Genomic DNA, 17,658 nt, shown 5'->3' with positions numbered 1-17,658 from the left:
CCATGATCCTGGTCACAGTCATTCCCGGGTTCGGCCGAGAGCTGGGGAGGCAGACGGTGACCACCGTCGCGCTCAAGGATGTCACCAAGGTGTTCCAGGACGGGACAGTCGCGGTCGACACCATCAATCTGGACGTCAACGACGGCGAGTTCATGGTGCTGCTCGGCCCCTCGGGCTGCGGCAAGTCCACGGTGTTGCGGATGGTCGCCGGGCTGGAGGATCCCACCTCGGGCGCGGTGATGCTCGGCGGCGAGGTGGCCAACGACCTGCCACCCCGGGACCGGAAGATCGCCATGGTCTTCCAGGACTTCGCGCTCTACCCGCACATGACCGTCGGCGACAACATCGGTTTCCCCCTCCGGCTCTCCGGCATCGAGCCCGGGCCGCGCGGTGAGCGGATCCAGGACGTGGCGAGCGCGCTGGGCATCGGCGACGTGCTCGCCCGCAAGCCCAGCCAACTCTCCGGCGGCCAGCGGCAGCGGGTGGCGATGGGCCGGGCCATAGTGCGCCGGCCCGGCCTGTTCCTCATGGACGAGCCCCTCTCCAACCTGGACAGCGGCCTCCGCGCCGAGCTGCGCGCCGAGATCTCCGGGCTGACCCGCGAGCTGGGGGTCACCACCATCTACGTCACGCACGACCAGGCCGAGGCCCTGACCATGGCCGACCGGGTCGCCATCATGCGTAAGGGTGTGCTCCAAGACGTGGGCACACCCACCCAGGTGTACGGGCGCCCCGCCACCCTCTACGTCGCCGCGTTCCTCGGCAGCCCGCGGATGAACCTGCTGGAGGCGTCGGTCTACGTCCACCTCGACCGGTACGTCACGCTGAACCTCGGCGAGCAGTCGCTGTACCTGCCGTGGGACGACATCCGCAGCCGGGCCGTGGCCCACTACCACGGCGAGCGGATCGTGGTGGGCATGCGGGCCGAGGCGCTCACCCCGGTCGCGCCCGACACCGCAGGCGACGTGCTGCACGGCCGGATCCGCTACCTCGAGCACCACGGCCACGAGTCGCTGGCCTTCCTCGACATCGGCGCCACGGCCATCGTGGTGGACGAGATGGGCAGCCGGGCCGAGAACAGCGCCCCCGGCCAGCGCGGCCTGCGCCGGTTCGGGCAGGTCATGCAGCGGCTCGCCGGGCGGCCGGCGGACGCGCCCGTCTCCGCCGCGCCGAGCGGCGGCGGGAACCGGACCAGCGTGCTCCCCGACCCGGGCCGGCACCATCGCCGCCCGGCGGAGCTGGCCGTGCGGCTGGCGCCGTACCCGCAGGTGTCGGCGGGGCACCCGCTCGCCGTCCAGGTGCGGATGGACGCGCTGCACTTCTTCGACGAGCGCGGCGACCGGATCGACGTCGGCTGGCGCTGAGGAACTTCCCCCGGGCGGCCTTCTCCTGCCGGCGGCGCCGCCTTCGTTCCGGCGGGCCCTCGTGCCTCGGTGCCTTGCCCTCGTGCCTCGGTGCCTTGCCCTCGGCGAGGGCCTTGCCCCTCGGCGAGCGCCGTCATGCGTCGGGTGCCTCCCTGCCGGTGGGCTTCGGGCGGCCGTCCCGCTGCCGCTCTTCCGCGCTGGTCGTCCTGTGGCCGGAACACGCGGTGTCACGGACCGCGCCGACCCGAGGGGAACCCTTCCGCGCCTTTGCTCTGCAGCCACGGACGCGCTGGTTGCGCTGAGTGAGCGCGCTGGTTCGGGGACGCGGCGGACGCGGGTGAGGGACCGCAGCTCAACGGGTGATGCGTGGATGGCTGCAGAGCAAAGGCGGGCAGGGCCTTCCTGGTGGTCCGTCGGGGACGTCACTCCCAGTGAACCCGGCGGTCCTGCACGCCTAGTGAGGGAGGCCGGTCAGTGCTGCGGCGGGTCCACGACCGGCCGGCGGTAGGGGCCCCACGCCACGAAGCGCCGGAACAGGTCGGCGGGGGACGGGCCCGCGTCCGGGTTCAGGCGGTAGAGGTCCCGGGCCGCCTCGTGCAGCAGCCCGCACAGGTAGAGCGAGAGCCCGATCTGGTCGTCCGCGTACTCGGCCTTGAGCAACAGCCGGGCCTGCGCGCAGGGCCACGGCTGCCCGCACGCCCGGCAGCACCACATGGGCCGGAGCGCCGTGTGCGCCGAACCGACCCTCGACGGCTCCCCTGTGGTCGCTCCCGGTGAGATCTTGGTACGGAGTGGCCCCTCCGAGGGCGCTTTCCTACCAAGATCTGCTCGATCGTTCATGCGGCCTCCTTCGGGTGGGGGTGGGCCCGCCTCGGTTCGGGGGGTTGGGTGGGGCGGGCCCGGGAGCGGCCCTTGACGGGTCGGGGCGGCTCCGCTGGGTGACAGTCTGGTTACCGTGGGGCTAGGGTCGGAAGCCGTTCCCTCCCCACCAGCCCGGCCGTGCGATCGGCCGTCCCCCGTTGTGCAGAGGTGTGCAGATGAGCCGGATGCCGATGCTGGAACTGTTCGCCGGGGAGCTGCGCCGGCTGCGCGGCGACGCCGGGTTGTCCCAGGAGGCACTGGGCGAACGGGTCAACTACTCGGCCTCGCTGGTGGCGGCCGTGGAGCAGTGCCGCCGCCCACCTCGGGAGGAGTTCGCCCAGCGCTGCGACGAGGCGCTGCGGGCAGGTGGCCTGCTGGTCCGGATCCGGGACGCTCTGATCCGGGAGAGCCTCATGCCGTGGTTCCGGGAATGGGTGACCATCGAGCAGGAGGCGACCGCGCTCCGCAGCTTCGAGCCGCTGGTCGTGCCCGGCCTGCTGCAAACCGAGGAGTACGCCCGGGCGCTCTACGACGGGGCGGGTCAGCTCCTGGGCGACGAGGTGGAGCAGCAGGTCGTCGCCCGGCTGGCTCGGCAGGCGGTGCTGAACCGGCCCGGCCCGCCGCAGCTCGTGGCGGTGTTCGACTACACCGTGCTGGAGCGCCCGGTCGGCGGCCCCAAGGTCATGCGCGAGCAGTTGCGGCAACTGGTCGAGGCGGGCCGCCGGCCTCGCGTCCACCTGCACCTGGTACCGCGAGGGACGGGCGCCTACCCGGGGTTGAACGGCGCGTTCGTGCTCGCCACCCCACCGGATGGCGACGACGTGGGCTATCTGGATAACCAGTTGCACGGCACCATCGTCGAGCGGACCGTGGACGTAAACTCCCTGCGGCAGATCTGGGAGTCCGTGCGCGCGGAGGCCATGCCGCACGGAGCCACCCTGGCGGCGATCTCGAAGGCGGCAGAGCAATGGACCTGACCGGCGCGATCTGGCGCAAGAGCATCCGCAGTAGCGGCAACGGCGGCAACTGCGTGGAGGTGGCCGACAACCTGCCCGGCGTGGTGGCCGTGCGGGACAGCAAGGACCGGCCGGGACCCGTGCTGACCTTCACCCCGCTGAGCTGGGCCGTTTTCGTCGAGCAAGCCCGCCGATCGGCCCTTGCCGGGCAAGTTACCGACGAGTAGCGTCTGGGCATGTCCATCGACTCTCGCCAGGTGGCGGCCGGTCTGCTGGAGGCCGTGCCGTTCGCCCGCACGCTCGGTATCGAATTCGTCGAGGTCGCCCCCGAGGCCGAGGGCGGCGTCCGGGCCGTGGTCCGGCTCCCCGACATCCCGGAGCACCACAACCACGTCGGCGGCCCGCACGCCGGGGCCATGTTCACCCTCGGCGAGACCGCCTCCGGGGCGGTGGTGCTGGCCGCGTTCGGGCAGGTGCTCGACCGGGCCGTACCGCTGGCCGTGACCGCCACCATCCGCTACCAGAAGGTCGCCCTCGGGCCGGTGCTGGCCACCGCGCGGCTCGGGCGCCCCCCGGCCGAGGTGCTCTCCGAGCTGGACGCCGGGCAGCGGCCGGAGTTCCCGGTCGAGGTGGAGATCGGCACCGAGGACGGCACCGTGACGTCGGCGCTCACCGTGATCTGGACACTCCGCCCGAACCGCTGAGGTCCGAATGGGGTTTGTCCGGCCGGTGCCCTGGATAGATTCAGACAATGCTGGGCCTACCCGCGCAGGTGACCGCCTGTCTCTTCGATCTGGACGGTGTGCTGACGCAGACCGCCAAGGTGCACAACGCCGCCTGGACCGAGACGTTCAACGCGTTCCTCACGGCGCGGGCGGCGGCCACCGGCGAGCCGTTCCGTCCGTTCGACCCCGGCCCGGACTACAACCGGTACGTGGACGGAAAGCCGCGGGCCGACGGGGTGCGCTCCTTCCTGGCCTCGCGCGGGATCACCCTGCCCGAGGGGTCGCCCGACGATCCGCCCGAGGCGGACACCGTCAACGGGGTGGGCAACCGGAAGAACGTCATCCTGCTCAAGCGGATCCACACCGACGGCGTCGAGGTCTACGAGGGCTCGGTGCGCTACCTGGAGGCGGCGGCGGAGGCCGGGCTGCGCCGCGCGGTGGTCTCGGCCAGCGCCAACTGCCGGGACGTGGTCGCCGCCGCGGGGCTGGACCCGCTGCTGGAGGCCCGGGTGGACGGGCTGGTCGCCCGCGAGCGCGGGCTGCGCGGCAAGCCGTACCCCGACACCTTCCTCGCCGGCGCGCAGCTGCTCGGCGTGGACCCGGCGAACGCGGCCGTCTTCGAGGACGCGCTGGCCGGCGTCGCCGCCGGGAAGGCCGGCGGCTTCGGGTACGTGGTCGGCATCGACCGGGTCGGCCAGGCCGACGACCTTCGCGCGCACGGCGCCGACGTGGTCGTCACCGACCTGTCGGAGCTGCTGACCGGGGCGCACGCGTGATCCGGGAACGGGCGTACCCGGTCGAGCCGTGGCACATCCGGGAGACGCGGCTCGACATGGACGTGCTGGCCCAGTCCGAGTCGGTCTTCGCCCTCTCCAACGGCCACGTCGGGCTGCGCGGCAACCTCGACGAGGGTGAGCCGCACGGCCTGCCCGGCACCTACCTGAACTCCTTCTACGAGCTGCGCCCCCTGCCCTACGCGGAGGCCGGCTTCGGCTTCCCCGAGTCCGGGCAGACCGTCGTCAACGTCACCAACGGCAAGCTGCTCCGGCTGCTGGTCGACGACGAGCCGCTCGACGTCCGGTACGGCGAACTGATCTCCCACGAGCGGGTCCTCGACCTGCGCGCCGGCACCCTGCACCGCGAGCTGCACTGGCGCTCGCCCGCCGGCCGGGACGTGAAGGTCCGCAGCACCCGGCTGGTGTCGTTCACCCAGCGGGCGGTGGCCGCCATCCTCTACGAGGTCGAGGCGCTGGAGGGGCCGCTGCGGCTCATCGTCCAGTCCGAGCTGGTGGCCAACGAGACCCTGCCGCCGCAGAGCAAGGATCCCCGCGTCGCCGCCGTACTCGAATCGCCGTTGCAGGCGGAGGAGCAGTTGACCACCGACGACGGCGGCCTGCTCATCCACCGGACCAAGGTCAGCGGGCTGCGGGTCGCCGCCGCCATGGCGCACGACGTGGACGCCCCGGAGCGCGTCACCATCGAGTCCGAGGGCTACGAGGACTGGGTCCGCACCACCATCGGCTGCGTGCTCAAGCCCGGCCAGAAGCTGCGGGTGGTCAAGTACCTGACGTACGGCTGGTCCAGCCGGCGGTCGCTGCCGGCGCTGCGCGACCAGGTCGGTGCGGCGCTGGCCGCGGCCCGGCTGGACGGCTGGGACGGGCTGCGCCGGGAGCAGCGGGAATACCTCGACGAGTTCTGGGACGCCGCCGACGTGCGGGTGGAGGGCGACCCGGAGGTGCAGCAGGCGGTCCGGTTCGGCCTCTTCCACGTGCTCCAGGCCGGCGCCCGCGCGGAACGCCGGCCCATCGCCGCCAAGGGCCTCACCGGCCCCGGGTACGACGGGCACGCGTTCTGGGACACCGAGATGTTCGTGCTGCCGGTGCTCACCTACACCCAGCCGGGCGCGGTGCGCGACGCGCTGTACTGGCGCTACTCCACCCTCGGCCAGGCGCAGGAGCGGGCCCGGACGTTGAACCTGGCCGGGGCCGCCTTCCCCTGGCGGACGATCGAGGGGCCGGAGTCGTCGGCGTACTGGCCGGCCGGGACGGCGGCGTTCCACATCGCCGCCGACATCGCCGACGCGCTGCGCCGCTACGTGCTGGTCACCGGCGACCGGGGGCTCGAAGAGGAGATCGGGCTGGAACTGCTGGTCGAGACGGCCCGGCTGTGGCGCTCGCTCGGCCACCACGACCGCACCGGCCGGTTCCACATCGACGGGGTGACCGGCCCGGACGAGTACACCGCCGTGAAGAACGACAACGTCTACACCAACCTGATGGCGCAGCGGAACCTGCTCACCGCCGCCGACTGCGCCATGCGCCACCGGGACCAGGCCCAGGACCTCGGCGTCACCGAGGAGGAGGCCGCCGCCTGGCGGGACGCGGCGAACGCCATGCACGTTCCGTACGACGCGGAGTTCCAGGTGCACGGGCAGGTGGAGGGCTTCACCCGGTTGCAGGAGTGGGACTTCGAGCACACGCCGCCGGAGAAGTACCCGCTGCTGCTGCACTACCCGTACTTCGACCTGTACCGGAAGCAGGTCGTCAAGCAGGCGGACCTGGTGCTCGCCATGCACTGGCGGGGCGACGCGTTCAGCGGCGCGGAGAAGGTGCGGAACTTCAGTTACTACGAGCGGCGCACCGTGCGGGACTCCTCACTGAGCGCCTGCACCCAGGCGGTGATGGCGGCCGAGGTGGGTCACCCCGAGCTGGCCCACCGCTATCTGCGTGAGGCCGCGCTCATGGACCTGCACGACCTGAACGAGAACACCCGGGACGGCGTGCACATGGCCTCGCTCGCCGGGGCCTGGATCGCTCTCGTCGCCGGCTTCGGCGGCCTGCGTGACCACGACGGGACGCTCTCCTTCTCGCCGCGGCTCTCCAGCCGGCTCAGCCGACTGGAGTTCTCCCTCCAGTGGCACTCCATGCGGCTGCGGGTCGACGTCCGGCCGCACCAGACGACGTACTCGCTGCGCAACGGGGGGCCGGACACCGTGCTGGAGCTGCGGCACCACGGCGAGCCGCTCCGGGTCACCGCCGCCCAGCCGGTCACCGTGCCGGTGCCGCCGGCGCACCCCTCCGGGCCGCAGCTGGAGCAGCCGCCGGGGCGGGCGCCCCTGCTGCACCTGCCCGAGAACGTGAGCTGAGCGAAGCCCCGGCCCGCGTGGTGCGGGCCGGGGCTTCGTCGGCGTACCTCAGAACTGGCGGCCGTTGGACGGCCGGCCGCCCGTGTCGCGCGGAGCCGTCGCCCGCGCGTCGTCGGCGGTGCGTGCCACGGCGGCGCGGTCCGCCCAGTCCGGCGAGTCCTTCAGCTCCTGTTTGCGGTTTTCCTGGTCGGTGAGTTCCTGCTCTCGGGACCTGTCCTGCTTCGCCATGACGAGCCTCGCGATCCGTCGGGGTCCGTGGTCACCCCGCGCCTTCCCGCTCCCGGCGGGCTCAACCGTCCAGGTGCCGGGCGAAGCTCAGCCGCAGGTGGTTCTTCGGCCGGGCGCCGACGATCGAGCCGACCACCTGGCCGTCCCGGAACACCAGCATCGTCGGCATCGACATGATCTGGTACGCCCGCGTGCTCTGCGGGTTCTCGTCCGAATTGACGGTGACGAAGCGCAGCGCGTCGCCGAACTCCTCGGCCAGCTCCGCCAGATGGCGCGAGACCGGGCGGCAGGGCGGGCACCACTCCGCCCAGAAGTCGACCACCACCGGCCGGTCGGCCGCCAGCACGGTGGCCGCGAAGGTCTCGTCGGTGACCGGGGTCAGTCGGCCCTGGTGCGTGTCCTGAGGCATGTTTCCTCCCGATGGGCGATCGCGCGGGCGAGCTGGTCGTGCAGCTGGTGGCGGACCGCGCCGAGCCGGTCCAGGTAGTCGTCCACCTCGGCGAGCTTGCGCCGCAGGACCGCCACCGAGTCGGGGCAGACGTCGCCGGAGCTGTTGCCGGCCCGCAGGCAGGCCACGAACGGCCGGATGTCGTCCAGCCCGAAGCCGACCGCCAGCAGCGCCCGGATCTCGTGCACGACGCGCAGCTCCGCCTCGTCGTAGACCCGGTAGCCGTTCGCCGACCGGCGCGGGCACACCAGCCCCTGGGACTCGTAGTAGCGCAGGGTCCGGGTGCTGGTCCCGGCCCGCTCCGCCAACTCACCGATCCGCATCCCACCCACCCCCACCTGGCGCTCGCCCCCTGACCGCCCAAACGCTAAACCTTGCCGCCAACGTCAAGGCAACCCTCAACCCCCGGCCGCCGCCCCCCGCCCCAGTGATCATGAAGTTGGCGGCGGCGGAAATCGCTCTCCTCGCCGCCAACTTCATGATCACGCCGGGCCGGGGTATGCGCGGGGGGAGGAGGTGTCCGGGTATGGGGGATGTTCGTGAGGTCAGTGTTCCTGTTGTCGATGGTGGGTTGGCTGCCGATGTGACGGTGCCGTCGGGGGCTGTCGGGGTGGTGTTGTTCGCGCACGGGAGTGGCAGTTCGCGGCACAGCCCGCGCAATGTCGCGGTGGCGCAGGAGTTCAACGGGCGGGCGCTGGGCACCGTGCTGGTCGACCTGTTGACCCCGGAGGAGGACGAGCGGGACGCGGTCACCGCCGAGCTGCGCTTCGACATCGGGATGCTCGCCGAGCGGCTGGCCGCGATCGTGGACTGGATGGCCGGCGAGTCGACCCTGGGCCGGCTGCCGATCGGGCTGTTCGGCGCGAGCACCGGCGCGGCCGCCGCCCTGGTCGCCGCGGCCGCCCGGCCCGACCAGGTGGGCGCGGTGGTCTCCCGTGGCGGCCGTCCGGACCTGGCCGGCAGCTCGCTCTCGGCGGTACGCGCCCCGACGCTGCTGATCGTCGGTGGGCTGGACGAGGAGGTGATCGTGCTCAACGAGCACGCCCGGGCGGAGCTGGGCGACGTCGCCGAGCTGCGGATCGTGCCCGGCGCCACGCACCTCTTCGAGGAGCCGGGCACCCTGGAACAGGTGGCCGACCAGGCCGGGACCTGGTTCACCACCCACCTGCGCCAGCCGCATCCGGCCTGACCGCGCGGAGCCGGGCGGGTCAGTCGGGTAGGGCGGCGCGGTGGCGTTGCACGGTGTCCAGCACCCGCCAGGTGACCGCGGCGATCGGCACCGAGACGAACGCGCCCGCGATGCCGGCGATCAGCGTGCCGGCGGTGACCACCACGAGGATGACCGCCGGGTGGAGCTGGACCTGCCGCTTCATCACCAGCGGCTCCAGCAGGTTGCCCTCGATCTGCTGCACGGCGATCACCGCGGCCAGGGTGAGCAGGGCGGTGGTGGGGCCGTTGGCGGCCAGGGCGACCAGCACCGCGATCGCGCCGGCCACGGTGGCGCCGATGATCGGCACGAACCCGCCGAGGAAGGTGATCAGCGCGAGGGGCAGGGCCAGCGGGACGCGCAGCACCACCAGCGCCAGCCCGATGCCGATCGCGTCGATCGCCGCGATGACCATCGTGCCGCGGCTGTACGCGCCCAGCGTCCGCCAGCCGGCCCGGCCCGCCTCGGCGGTCAGGTCGCGGCGCGGTCCGGCCATCCGGCGCAGCACCCAGTGCCACATGGTCCGGCCGTCCTTGAGCAGGAAGAAGAGCAGTACCAGGCCGAGCAGGATCGAACCGGCCACCTCGGCGGCCGTCCGTGCCCCGGCGACCGGGTCGGGCGCGCTGCCGCTGAGCCCCTTCCGGATCTGCTCGACCTGCTGGTCGAGTTGTTCGTCGGTGACCGGCAGGCTGGAGGTGACGAAGTCCCGGCTGCGCTCCAGGCCCTGGTCGAGCTGCTGGCTCAGCTCGCCGAACTGGCTCGCCGTCAGGTTCCACACCAGCGCCCCGACGCCGACCAGGACGCCGAGCAGCAGCAGGACGCTGAGCAGCGCGGCCAGCGCCGCCGGCACCCGGAGCCGGCGCAGCCCGAGCAGCACCGGGTCGAGCAGCGCGGTGAGGAAGAGCGTGCCGGCCAGCGCCACGGCCAGCGGGGCGAGCAGCACCGCGATCTTCCCGAGCAGCCAGAGCGCGGCGATCACCACCACGAGACAGGCGCCCCAGGTGACCGCTGTCCGTACCGGCCAGGGCAGCCCGGCCCAGGCCTGCCGTGGGCCTGCGGCCCGGTTCCGTGCCGCCGGTTCCGGCGTCCCCGCGTCCTCGTCCACGTCGCCTCCTCGATCGTGGCCGTTGGTACCCGACGCACGTGAATCCGACACCCGGGCGACCTCCGGACAGGGAGCGTTTGTGCCGCCGGTCCCAGGGAAGGCATTCACGGTATCGAAGGGAGAACCGACATGAGCGACTTCATGGACAAGGCCAAGGACTTCGCCGACAAGCACGACAAGCAGGTCGACCAGGGGATCGAAAAGGGCGGCGACATGGCCGACAAGCGGACCCAGGGCAAGTACGACGAGAAGATCGACAAGGGCGTCGACATGGCGCAGCAGCGAACCGGCGAGGGCGACACCGGCCGCTGACCGGGTTCTGATCCCGGGTCGTCCCGCGCGGGCGGCCCGGGATCGTCGTGTCGGAACCGGAACGACCCTCTGGTCTCCATCGACCGTTCTCGCTACCATCCGCAGTCGGGGCATGACTCAGCGTCGAGTCGTGCGGAGTCGACCCGCACCGCCCGCGGTGCCGTGGACGAGAGCGAGCCAGCCGGTGACCGACACTTCCCAGGCGACCATCCCACAGCGCTACCCGTTCAACGCCCCTGTCCGGCTCGACCTGGACGCCCGCTACGCCGAGCTGCGCGAGCAGCCGCTGGTCCGGGTCCAACTGCCCTACGGCGAGCCCGCCTGGCTGGCCACCCGGCACGCCGACGTCAAGACGGTGCTCGGCGACCCCCGGTTCAGCCGGGCCGCGTCGATCGGGCGCGACGAACCCCGGAACACCCCGCGCCAGCAGGAGACCGGGATCCTCTCGATGGACCCGCCGGAGCACACCCGGCTGCGCCGGCTCGTGGCGAAGGCGTTCACCGCGCGCCGGGTCGAGGAGCTGCGGCCGCGTACCCGGGCGGTGGCCGACGAGCTGATCGACGGGCTGCTGGCCGCCGGGCCGCCCGCCGACCTGGTGGCGCACCTGGCCACGCCGCTGCCCATCCGGGTGATCTGCGACCTGCTCGGCGTGCCGGTGTCCGACCAGGACCAGTTCCACACCTGGTCCGAGGCGATCGTCTCGACCACCTCGCTGGAGCCGGAGCGGGCCCAGCACTACCTCGACAGGCTGCTGGCCTACATGGGCGAGCTGGTCGCCCGGCGCCGGGTCGAACCCGCCGACGACCTGCTCAGCGCCATGGTGCGGGCCCGCGACGAGAACGCCGACCGGCTCACCGAGCAGGAGTTGGTCACCCTCGCCGCCGGGCTGCTCGCCGCCGGCCACGAGACCACCGTGACCCAGATCCCCAACATGGTGTACGTCCTGCTCACCACCCCCGGCGCCTGGGAGACCCTGCGGGACCGGCCGGAGCTGGTGCCGGTCGCCGTCGAGGAGCTGATGCGGTTCATCCCGCTCGGCGCCACGGCGGCCTTCCCCCGCTACGCCACGGAGGACGTCGAGCTGGGCGGGGTGCTGGTCCGGGCCGGCGAGCCGGTGGTGGTCAACATCGCGGCGGCCAACCGGGACGACAGCGTCTTCGCCGACGCCGACCGGCTCGACCTGACCCGTGCGGTCAATCCGCACCTCGGTTTCGGGCACGGCGTGCACCATTGCGTCGGCGCGCAGCTGGCCCGGATGGAGCTGCGGGTGGTGCTGGAGACCCTGCTCGACCGGGCCCCCGGGCTCCGGCTGGCCGTGCCCGTGGAGGAGCTGACCTGGAAGAGCGGCCTGCTGGTGCGGGGCCTGGTGGCCATGCCGGTGGCCTGGTGAGCCGGGCCGGGGCGGAGGAGGGCGCGTGAGCGGAGCGAGCGAATGGCGGCTGCACGTCGACGCGACCCGGTGCATCGGGTCGGGGATCTGCGCCGGGGTCGCGCCGGCGCACTTCGTGCTGGTCGACGGGCTGTCCCGGCCGGTGGCCGAGCGGATCGCCGCCGACGAGTCGGTGCTGGACGCGGCCGAGTCCTGCCCGCTGGAGGCGATCGTCGTGTCCGAGGTGGACAGCCTCCGGCGGATCGCTCCGGAGGGCTGACCGTCACCAGCCCGGGTAGCGCGCGCCGTTGACGTTGACCCGGAGGCTGAACAGCGAGCTGGAGGCGCAGATGTAAAGCTGGTTGCGCTTCGGGCCGCCGAAGGTGAAGTTGGCGACCACCTCCGGCAGGTGCAGCTTGCCGAGCAGCGTGCCGTCCGGGTCGAAGCAGTGCAGCCCGTCGTGCGCCGCCGCCCAGACCCGGCCGGCGTCGTCGAGGCGTACGCCGTCGAAGGAGCCGGCGTCGCAGGTGGCGAAGACCTCGCCGCCGCGCAGCGTGCCGCCCTCGGTCACCGCGAACCGGCGCAGGTGCTTCGCCCGGGTGTCGACCACGTAGAGCAGGGACTCGTCGAGGTTGAACGCCAGCCCGTTCGGCTGCCCGAAGTCGTCGGCGACCAGGCGCACCTCACCGTCGTGCGGGTCGACCCGGTAGACGTGGTTGCCGCCGATCTCACTCTCGGCCCGGTGGCCCTCGTAGTCGCTGTCGATGCCGTAGCTCGGGTCGGTGAACCAGATCGACCCGTCGGAGTGCTCGACCACGTCGTTGGGGCTGTTCAGCCGCTTGCCGCGCCAGCGCTCGGCGAGCACCGTGTCGGTGCCGTCGGCCTCGGTCCGGGTGACCCGCCGGTTGCCCTGCTCGCAGCTCACCAGCCGTCCCCGCCGGTCGACGGTGTGCCCGTTGGCGTAGCCGGCCGGCTGGCGGAACACCCCGACCGCGCCGGTGGTCTCGTCCCAGCGCAGCAGCCGGTCGTTCGGGATGTCGCTGAAGACCAGGTGACGCCCGGCGGGGAACCAGGCCGGACCCTCCAGCCAGCGGCCCCCGGTCCACAGGCACTCCGTCCACTCGTCGCCGTTGACCCGGCGGAACCGCTCGTCCCGTACCTCGAAACGTGTCCTGAACCGATCCACGCCGACCCGCCTCCGCCCGTGACTGACATCCGGCCTGACGCTAACAAGCGGCGCGGGCCCGGGGTGGTGCTGCCGGCACACGGCGGCGGCCACGCCCCCCGTGCCGGGAGCGTGGCCGCCTCGTCCGGTGGTCAGGACTTCTCGCGCAGCTCCTTCAATGAGGTGGGCCGGCCGCTGAGCGCGTCGCGCATCCGGTCGACCAGGCCGGCGCCCGGGGCCAGCAGCCTGTTCGCCGGCGGGTGGTCCGGCGCGGCCGGGTGCGGCCGGGTCGGCGCCGACTTCTTCGCCGCCTCCACCTTCCCGGCCAGCTCGACCAGCTCCTCGCGGGCGCAGGCCGCGCGCAGCCGGGGGAAGAGGTCGCTCTCCTCGTCCTGCACGTGATGCCGGATGGTCGCCGTCAGGTGGGTCAGCAGCTCGTCGAAGCGGGGGTCGGAGGGATCCACCGACTCCAGCTCCTTCATGGTCCGCTCGGCGTCGGCGTGCTCGGAGATCTCGTGCTCGGCGAGCTGGTCGCCGTCGGGCAGCGCCTTGCGGGCGGCCGGGTAGACATAGGCCTCCTCGGCCACCGCGTGCCGGACCAGCTCCGCGATCATCACGTCGGCGAGCTGCCGGCGGTGCTCCGGGCTGCCCTGCCGGCTCTCCAGCTCGACAAAGATCGCCTCGACCTCGTGGTGGTCCGTCGTCAGGACGTCGACGACGTCCCGCTCCGTCCGTACGTCGTTCATCTCAAAGCCCCTTACCGGTGGGTTGCGGAACGGCTTGGTCTCGCCACTACCCCCGGACGAGCGGTCCAACCAGGCGGCTCCGTTGCCCCGGGCGACAAGAGTCCCGGCAACGGCCGCCCTCCGTTAATCTGACGGCCAACTGTCCGGCCGGTGGCTGCGGTTGCGTGGTGCCTGCCCAGCGATCCATCCGCCAGGAGGACACCCGTGAATTTCCGTTCCAGCCGCTGGCTGCTCGCCCCCGTCGTCGCGGGGGTGGTGGCCGCCGCCGGACTGAGCCTGGCCAACCCGATCACCGACGCCGACGCCGGCGCGGCGAAGGGCAAGGCCCGCAACGTCATCTTCATCAACGGTGACGGCATGTCCGCCGCCCAGCGCGAGGCGGCCCGCCTCTACCTGGCCGGCCTCGACGGCCAGCTCGCCATGGACAAGCTGCCGTACTCCGGCCAGCTCACCACCAGCCCGCACGACCCGAAGACGCCGATCACCGACTCGGCCGCGGCGGCCACCGCCTGGGCCACCGGCGAGAAGACCTACAACGGCGCGATCAGCGTCGACGTGGACGGCAACCCACTGCCCACCCTCGGCGCCCAGGCCAAGGCGGCCGGCAAGTCCACCGGCCTGGTCACCACGGCCCAGGTCACCGACGCCAGCCCGGCGGCGTTCTTCGCCAACACCGCCGACCGCGGCGCGCAGGACGAGATCGCCCGGCAGTACCTGGACGTCACCCGCCCCGACGTGATCCTGGGCGGTGGCGAGGACTGGTGGCTGCCCGCCGGCACCGCCGGCGCGTACCCGGACAAGCCGGCCGAGGACACGTCCGAGGCCAGCCGGGGCACCAAGGGCGACCTGATTGCCAAGGCGAAGGCCAAGGGCTACCGCTACGTCTCCACGCCCGCGGAGCTCCAGGCCGCCAAGGGCGACAAGCTTCTCGGCCTCTTCGGCAACGAGGAGCTGTTCCAGCAGCGACCCGAGGGCCAGGGCGACGTCTACGCCCCGCCGGCCAGCCTGGCCACGATGACCGAGAAGGCGCTCTCGACGTTGTCGACGAACAAGAAGGGCTTCTTCCTCCTCGTCGAGGAGGAGGGCATCGACGAGTTCGCCCACAACAACAACGGCACCCGGATGCTCCAGGCGCTCGGCGAGCTGGAGAAGGCCGTGGCGGTCGCCCGCAACTTCGCGGCCACCCACCCGGACACCCTGGTCGTGGTGACCGGCGACCACGAGTGCGGCGGCCTGACCGTCGAGGACACCGCCACCTCCGACGAGTCCGGTGACGACATCTCGGCCGAGGACGGCCCGTTCCCGATCAAGGGCAGCAGCCAGAGCTTCAACCTGGACTGGACGACCAGCGGCCACACCGGCGCCGACGTGCCGGTGACCGCGTACGGGCCGCTGGCCGAGCAGTTCACCGGCAAGCACCCGAACACCCACGTGCACGACGTGCTGTCGCAGGTCCTCACCCACTGACCCGCCGGCTCCCGGCGCCCTCCCGTCCCCGTGGCGGGAGGGCGTCGCCGGGTCAGTGCCCCCGGGCCGGCTCGCGCAGCAGGTCGGGCAGCTCGCCGAGCGCGGTGAGCGCCGGGCCGGCCCAGCTCGGGTCGCTGTCGTTGTGCTCGGTGGTCCGGACCACCGTCATGCCGACCGCCGCCGCTCCGGCCAGCTCGCCGTCGGCGCCGTCACCGACGAAGACGCAGTCGGCCGGCCCGACGCCGAGGCGTTCGGCCGCCAGCCGGTAGATCGCCGGGTCGGGCTTCGCCAGGCCCACGTCGCAGGAGAAGACCGCCACGTCGAACCGGCGGGCCACCTCGGTCGACGGCCACGCCTCGGCGGTCTCCGCGGTGGCGTTGCTGACCAGCCCGACCGGGTGGCCGTCGGCGCGCAGCGCGTCCAGCACCGCGACGGTCGACGGCGGGACGCCGGCCAGCAGCCGCCGGGCCAGTGCGCGGCGGTGCGCCGCCGCCCGGGCCACCTGCTCCTCGGTGGGCGCGCCGCCGAGCTGCCGGGCCAGGACGCGTACGGTCTCCGCGGCGTCCCAACCGGTCATCCGGTCCCGCCAGGTGGCGTGGTACGCGTCGACCAGCGCGGCCGGCTCCACCCCCACCATCAGCGCCATCTCACCGACCACCCGGTCCCGCTCGGGGTCACCACCGGGCACCAGGGTGTGGAACAGGTCGAAGATCACCGGTCGCGGCACGGTCAGACTCTAGCGGGGCCGTCCGGGGTTCGGGGACGCAAAAGGGCCGGCCTCCCGCTCGGGGAGACCGGCCCTCGCTCGGTTCGGTCAGGAGCTGTAACCGCGGCCGGCGATCCAGTTGGCCAGCTCGGTCACGTCCATCCAGTACGTCGGCTCGTTCGGGCTGGCCGGGTCGGCGATCAGCACCGTGTTGCCGTCGTCCTTGTACTCCACCACGGTCACGTAGTGGCCGGGGTAGCTGTGCTCCACACCGTCGATGTCCAGGGCGCCGCCCAGGATGTTCGCGACGACCGGCCGGTCCTGGTCGACGGCGGCCCTCACGTCGGCGCGCAGGCGCTCGACCTGCTCCCTGGTGGCCACGTCGTCCCGGATCTCGGTGGTCTTGTACTTGCCGCCCGTGTACTCGTTGAGCACCCGGGTGATGTCGATGGCCGAGTCGGTGCCGTTCTCGGTGGTGCCCAGCTTGGCGGCCAGCTCGTCCTGGCTGATCTTCTTGCCCTCGGCCGAGAGCGCGATCCGGGTCGAGGCCGGGCCGCAGTAGAAGAAGTTCGGCTGCGCCTCGTACTCGTAGCCGGCGCTGCGCTCGCCCTTGCCCTTGAGGGCGGTCGACGGGGCGGCCTGCGCCGCGACGGCCGGGCCCACGACGGTCCCGCCGCACATCACCAGACCGGCGACGGACAGCATGCTCTTACGGAAGATCGAGTTCATGTCGAAGCTCCATTCGGGGGTTGACGTCTCCGGGGTGCGGAGGCGTGGCACCGGAAGTGGCGCTCGGCGTGCTCTCGGGGATCTCGGTGCGCACTGGAGGCGCTGCCCCACTCGCTCACCGGGGGCGGCGGGCCGGCTGCCCGCTCACTCGTATCGCTCGTACGAGAGGTGCAACGGACCGCTGCCGGCTCCGATTTCCGCAGGTGGCGGCCGTCACGGTTTAACTGGACATCCGGCCCGAGCGGGTCGCCGGGGCGGTGACAGCCGGGTCAGGTGGTGCCGGTGGGAAGGCTGCCGAGGAGGCGGGTCACGGCGATCTCGATGACCACCCGCTGCGGATTCGGACGCGGGGTGCGGTAGCGGGCGGCGTACCGCCGCTCGGCCTCCGCCACCGACTCCGGGTCGCGGCGCAGCACCGCCCGGCCCTCCACGGTGAGCCACCAGCGGCCGTCCAGGTGGCAGACCGCCACGGGCGTGCCCGCCGCGCCCGCCGCGGCGACGTGCCGCGCCTTGGCCGAGGCGCCCGAGGTGATCACGCGGGCCAGGCCGGCGTCCGCGTCGAAGGTGACCCCCACCGGTACGACGTGCGGGGTGCCGTCCGCGCGCAGGGTGGTCAGCGTGGCGAGATGCCGGTCCCGGAAGAACCGGGCGACCCGCTCGTCGTGGGGGTCCAGCCGGTGGTCGCCCGCCATGTGCCGTCCTCGCTGCCCTGGTGCGGGGCCGACCGCCGGCCCCGCGCCGATCATGGCACGGGGCGGTGCTGCCGGCCCGTGCCCGGCGGGGATTCTGACCGGTCGGGCAGCTCGCGCTGCGCGGCCCGGTGCTTCGCGGCCAGCCGGCCCAGGTAGAGCAGCGCCCCGGCCAGCACACCCATGTCGTCCAGGTAGATCGGGTCGGGAAGCACATCCACTGGCAGGATCGTGTAGATCAGCGCGCCGTAGAAGGCGACCTTGCCACCGACCCCGAGCGCGCCCAGCATGCGGCGGGTGCGGACCACCCGGACGGCGAGCAGCACCGCCCCGACCAGCGTCGCCAGCGCGGCGACGGCGGCGAGCACGACAAGTACCCAGGCTTCACGGGACACGAGGTCACGCTAACCGAGCCGGGCCAGCTCCGCCCGGCGCG

Annotated in this window: 22 protein-coding genes; 11 read left to right on the top strand and 11 right to left on the bottom strand. The window is 72.8% G+C overall.

Features of this window, described 5'->3' with window-relative positions:
• Window positions 1–56 precede the first annotated feature (56 nt).
• Window positions 57–1,364: an ABC transporter ATP-binding protein gene (locus tag RMN56_RS08935; RefSeq protein ID WP_313723364.1), complete on the top strand. Its 1,308-nt coding sequence runs from the start codon at window positions 57–59 to the stop codon at window positions 1,362–1,364.
• A gap of 471 nt (window positions 1,365–1,835) precedes the next feature.
• Here RMN56_RS08935 and RMN56_RS08930 read toward each other — a convergent pair whose 3' ends face one another.
• On the bottom strand, window positions 1,836–2,204 hold the full coding sequence (locus RMN56_RS08930; RefSeq protein ID WP_376787285.1) for a hypothetical protein: 369 nt from the start codon (window positions 2,202–2,204) through the stop codon (window positions 1,836–1,838).
• Between the two features lie 197 nt (window positions 2,205–2,401).
• On the opposite strand from RMN56_RS08930, the gene RMN56_RS08925 reads away from it, so the two are divergent.
• Genes RMN56_RS08925 through RMN56_RS08905 form a run of 5 tightly spaced genes read left to right on the top strand, consistent with a single transcriptional unit; the run spans window position 2,402 to window position 7,051 of the window.
• Window positions 2,402–3,202: a helix-turn-helix domain-containing protein gene (locus RMN56_RS08925; RefSeq protein WP_313723363.1), complete on the top strand. Its 801-nt coding sequence runs from the start codon at window positions 2,402–2,404 to the stop codon at window positions 3,200–3,202.
• Window positions 3,193–3,408: a DUF397 domain-containing protein gene (locus tag RMN56_RS08920; protein ID WP_313723362.1), complete on the top strand. Its 216-nt coding sequence runs from the start codon at window positions 3,193–3,195 to the stop codon at window positions 3,406–3,408. Before RMN56_RS08925 ends, RMN56_RS08920 begins: the two co-directional genes overlap by 10 nt.
• A gap of 9 nt (window positions 3,409–3,417) precedes the next feature.
• On the top strand, window positions 3,418–3,885 hold the full coding sequence (locus tag RMN56_RS08915; protein WP_313723361.1) for a DUF4442 domain-containing protein: 468 nt from the start codon (window positions 3,418–3,420) through the stop codon (window positions 3,883–3,885).
• 47 nt (window positions 3,886–3,932) lie between these two features.
• Entirely contained in the window at window positions 3,933–4,682 is a 750-nt protein-coding gene (locus RMN56_RS08910) for a beta-phosphoglucomutase family hydrolase (RefSeq protein ID WP_313723360.1), read from the top strand.
• Entirely contained in the window at window positions 4,679–7,051 is a 2,373-nt protein-coding gene (locus RMN56_RS08905; RefSeq protein WP_313723359.1) for a glycoside hydrolase family 65 protein, read from the top strand. The genes RMN56_RS08910 and RMN56_RS08905 overlap by 4 nt, the downstream gene beginning before the upstream one ends.
• Window positions 7,052–7,099: 48 nt before the next feature.
• On the opposite strand, the gene RMN56_RS08900 is transcribed toward RMN56_RS08905, so the two are convergent.
• The 3 genes from RMN56_RS08900 to RMN56_RS08890 all read right to left on the bottom strand — a co-directional run bounded on the left by RMN56_RS08900 (window position 7,100) and on the right by RMN56_RS08890 (window position 8,050).
• Window positions 7,100–7,279 carry a hypothetical protein gene (locus tag RMN56_RS08900; RefSeq protein ID WP_313723358.1) on the bottom strand — a complete coding sequence of 60 codons (180 nt, stop codon included), beginning with the start codon at window positions 7,277–7,279 and terminating at the stop codon, window positions 7,100–7,102.
• Window positions 7,280–7,340: 61 nt separating this feature from the next.
• The gene (trxA, locus tag RMN56_RS08895; protein ID WP_313723357.1) at window positions 7,341–7,688 is read right to left on the bottom strand and encodes a thioredoxin; all 348 of its coding nucleotides are present in this window, start codon (window positions 7,686–7,688) and stop codon (window positions 7,341–7,343) included.
• Window positions 7,658–8,050 carry a MerR family transcriptional regulator gene (locus RMN56_RS08890; RefSeq protein WP_313723356.1) on the bottom strand — a complete coding sequence of 131 codons (393 nt, stop codon included), beginning with the start codon at window positions 8,048–8,050 and terminating at the stop codon, window positions 7,658–7,660. The genes trxA and RMN56_RS08890 overlap by 31 nt, the downstream gene beginning before the upstream one ends.
• 203 nt (window positions 8,051–8,253) lie before the next feature.
• Between RMN56_RS08890 and RMN56_RS08885 the strand changes: the two genes are divergently transcribed.
• Window positions 8,254–8,916, top strand: coding sequence for a dienelactone hydrolase family protein (locus RMN56_RS08885; RefSeq protein ID WP_313723355.1), 663 nt, complete (start codon window positions 8,254–8,256; stop codon window positions 8,914–8,916).
• Between the two features lie 19 nt (window positions 8,917–8,935).
• Here the strand turns inward: RMN56_RS08885 and RMN56_RS08880 are convergent, their stop codons facing one another.
• Window positions 8,936–10,039, bottom strand: a complete 1,104-nt coding sequence (locus RMN56_RS08880) for an AI-2E family transporter (RefSeq protein WP_313723354.1) — start codon at window positions 10,037–10,039, stop codon at window positions 8,936–8,938.
• A gap of 129 nt (window positions 10,040–10,168) precedes the next feature.
• Between RMN56_RS08880 and RMN56_RS08875 the strand changes: the two genes are divergently transcribed.
• The 3 genes from RMN56_RS08875 (at window position 10,169) to RMN56_RS08865 (ending at window position 12,000) form a co-directional block, all read left to right on the top strand.
• Window positions 10,169–10,351 (top strand): antitoxin, encoded by a 183-nt coding sequence (locus RMN56_RS08875; protein ID WP_313723353.1) that lies wholly within the window; start codon window positions 10,169–10,171, stop codon window positions 10,349–10,351.
• A 184-nt stretch (window positions 10,352–10,535) separates the two neighbouring features.
• Window positions 10,536–11,741, top strand: coding sequence for a cytochrome P450 (locus tag RMN56_RS08870; RefSeq protein ID WP_313723352.1), 1,206 nt, complete (start codon window positions 10,536–10,538; stop codon window positions 11,739–11,741).
• 25 nt (window positions 11,742–11,766) lie between these two features.
• A complete protein-coding gene (locus RMN56_RS08865) occupies window positions 11,767–12,000 on the top strand; it encodes a ferredoxin (protein ID WP_313723350.1) in 234 nt (77 codons plus the stop codon).
• A gap of 3 nt (window positions 12,001–12,003) precedes the next feature.
• Here RMN56_RS08865 and RMN56_RS08860 read toward each other — a convergent pair whose 3' ends face one another.
• Window positions 12,004–12,906: an SMP-30/gluconolactonase/LRE family protein gene (locus RMN56_RS08860; protein ID WP_313723349.1), complete on the bottom strand. Its 903-nt coding sequence runs from the start codon at window positions 12,904–12,906 to the stop codon at window positions 12,004–12,006.
• 131 nt (window positions 12,907–13,037) lie between these two features.
• Complete coding sequence (locus RMN56_RS08855) at window positions 13,038–13,631, bottom strand: hemerythrin domain-containing protein (RefSeq protein ID WP_313723348.1); 594 nt, start codon at window positions 13,629–13,631, stop codon at window positions 13,038–13,040.
• A 204-nt stretch (window positions 13,632–13,835) separates the two neighbouring features.
• On the opposite strand from RMN56_RS08855, the gene RMN56_RS08850 reads away from it, so the two are divergent.
• Window positions 13,836–15,098, top strand: a complete 1,263-nt coding sequence (locus RMN56_RS08850; protein WP_313723347.1) for an alkaline phosphatase — start codon at window positions 13,836–13,838, stop codon at window positions 15,096–15,098.
• 52 nt (window positions 15,099–15,150) lie between these two features.
• Here the strand turns inward: RMN56_RS08850 and RMN56_RS08845 are convergent, their stop codons facing one another.
• The 4 genes from RMN56_RS08845 to RMN56_RS08830 form a co-directional block, all read right to left on the bottom strand.
• Complete coding sequence (locus RMN56_RS08845; protein WP_313723346.1) at window positions 15,151–15,825, bottom strand: HAD family hydrolase; 675 nt, start codon at window positions 15,823–15,825, stop codon at window positions 15,151–15,153.
• Between the two features lie 87 nt (window positions 15,826–15,912).
• The gene (locus RMN56_RS08840; RefSeq protein WP_313723345.1) at window positions 15,913–16,533 is read right to left on the bottom strand and encodes a C39 family peptidase; all 621 of its coding nucleotides are present in this window, start codon (window positions 16,531–16,533) and stop codon (window positions 15,913–15,915) included.
• A 269-nt stretch (window positions 16,534–16,802) separates the two neighbouring features.
• Window positions 16,803–17,225 (bottom strand): pyridoxamine 5'-phosphate oxidase family protein, encoded by a 423-nt coding sequence (locus RMN56_RS08835; protein ID WP_313723344.1) that lies wholly within the window; start codon window positions 17,223–17,225, stop codon window positions 16,803–16,805.
• Window positions 17,226–17,275: 50 nt separating this feature from the next.
• On the bottom strand, window positions 17,276–17,617 hold the full coding sequence (locus RMN56_RS08830) for a YkvA family protein (RefSeq protein WP_313723343.1): 342 nt from the start codon (window positions 17,615–17,617) through the stop codon (window positions 17,276–17,278).
• Window positions 17,618–17,658 lie beyond the last annotated feature (41 nt).

It is taken from the genome of Micromonospora halotolerans (assembly GCF_032108445.1).
GTDB lineage: Bacteria > Actinomycetota > Actinomycetes > Mycobacteriales > Micromonosporaceae > Micromonospora > Micromonospora halotolerans.
The sequence above is the reverse complement of the archived record's forward strand: the minus strand, read 5'-3'. Positions and strand labels throughout refer to the sequence as shown.

Excerpts from the sequence above, each read along its gene's own strand:
- RMN56_RS08930 (WP_376787285.1), bottom strand. The coding sequence starts at position 2,204 with ATGAACGATCGAGCAGATCTTGGTAGGAAAGCGCCCTCGGAGGGGCCA.
- RMN56_RS08925 (WP_313723363.1), top strand. The coding sequence starts at position 2,402 with ATGAGCCGGATGCCGATGCTGGAACTGTTCGCCGGGGAGCTGCGCCGG.
- RMN56_RS08920 (WP_313723362.1), top strand. The coding sequence starts at position 3,193 with ATGGACCTGACCGGCGCGATCTGGCGCAAGAGCATCCGCAGTAGCGGC.
- RMN56_RS08915 (WP_313723361.1), top strand. The coding sequence starts at position 3,418 with ATGTCCATCGACTCTCGCCAGGTGGCGGCCGGTCTGCTGGAGGCCGTG.
- RMN56_RS08910 (WP_313723360.1), top strand. The coding sequence starts at position 3,933 with ATGCTGGGCCTACCCGCGCAGGTGACCGCCTGTCTCTTCGATCTGGAC.
- RMN56_RS08900 (WP_313723358.1), bottom strand. The coding sequence starts at position 7,279 with ATGGCGAAGCAGGACAGGTCCCGAGAGCAGGAACTCACCGACCAGGAA.
- trxA (WP_313723357.1), bottom strand. The coding sequence starts at position 7,688 with ATGCCTCAGGACACGCACCAGGGCCGACTGACCCCGGTCACCGACGAG.
- RMN56_RS08890 (WP_313723356.1), bottom strand. The coding sequence starts at position 8,050 with ATGCGGATCGGTGAGTTGGCGGAGCGGGCCGGGACCAGCACCCGGACC.
- RMN56_RS08885 (WP_313723355.1), top strand. The coding sequence starts at position 8,254 with ATGGGGGATGTTCGTGAGGTCAGTGTTCCTGTTGTCGATGGTGGGTTG.
- RMN56_RS08875 (WP_313723353.1), top strand. The coding sequence starts at position 10,169 with ATGAGCGACTTCATGGACAAGGCCAAGGACTTCGCCGACAAGCACGAC.
- RMN56_RS08855 (WP_313723348.1), bottom strand. The coding sequence starts at position 13,631 with ATGAACGACGTACGGACGGAGCGGGACGTCGTCGACGTCCTGACGACG.
- RMN56_RS08840 (WP_313723345.1), bottom strand. The coding sequence starts at position 16,533 with ATGAACTCGATCTTCCGTAAGAGCATGCTGTCCGTCGCCGGTCTGGTG.
- RMN56_RS08835 (WP_313723344.1), bottom strand. The coding sequence starts at position 17,225 with ATGGCGGGCGACCACCGGCTGGACCCCCACGACGAGCGGGTCGCCCGG.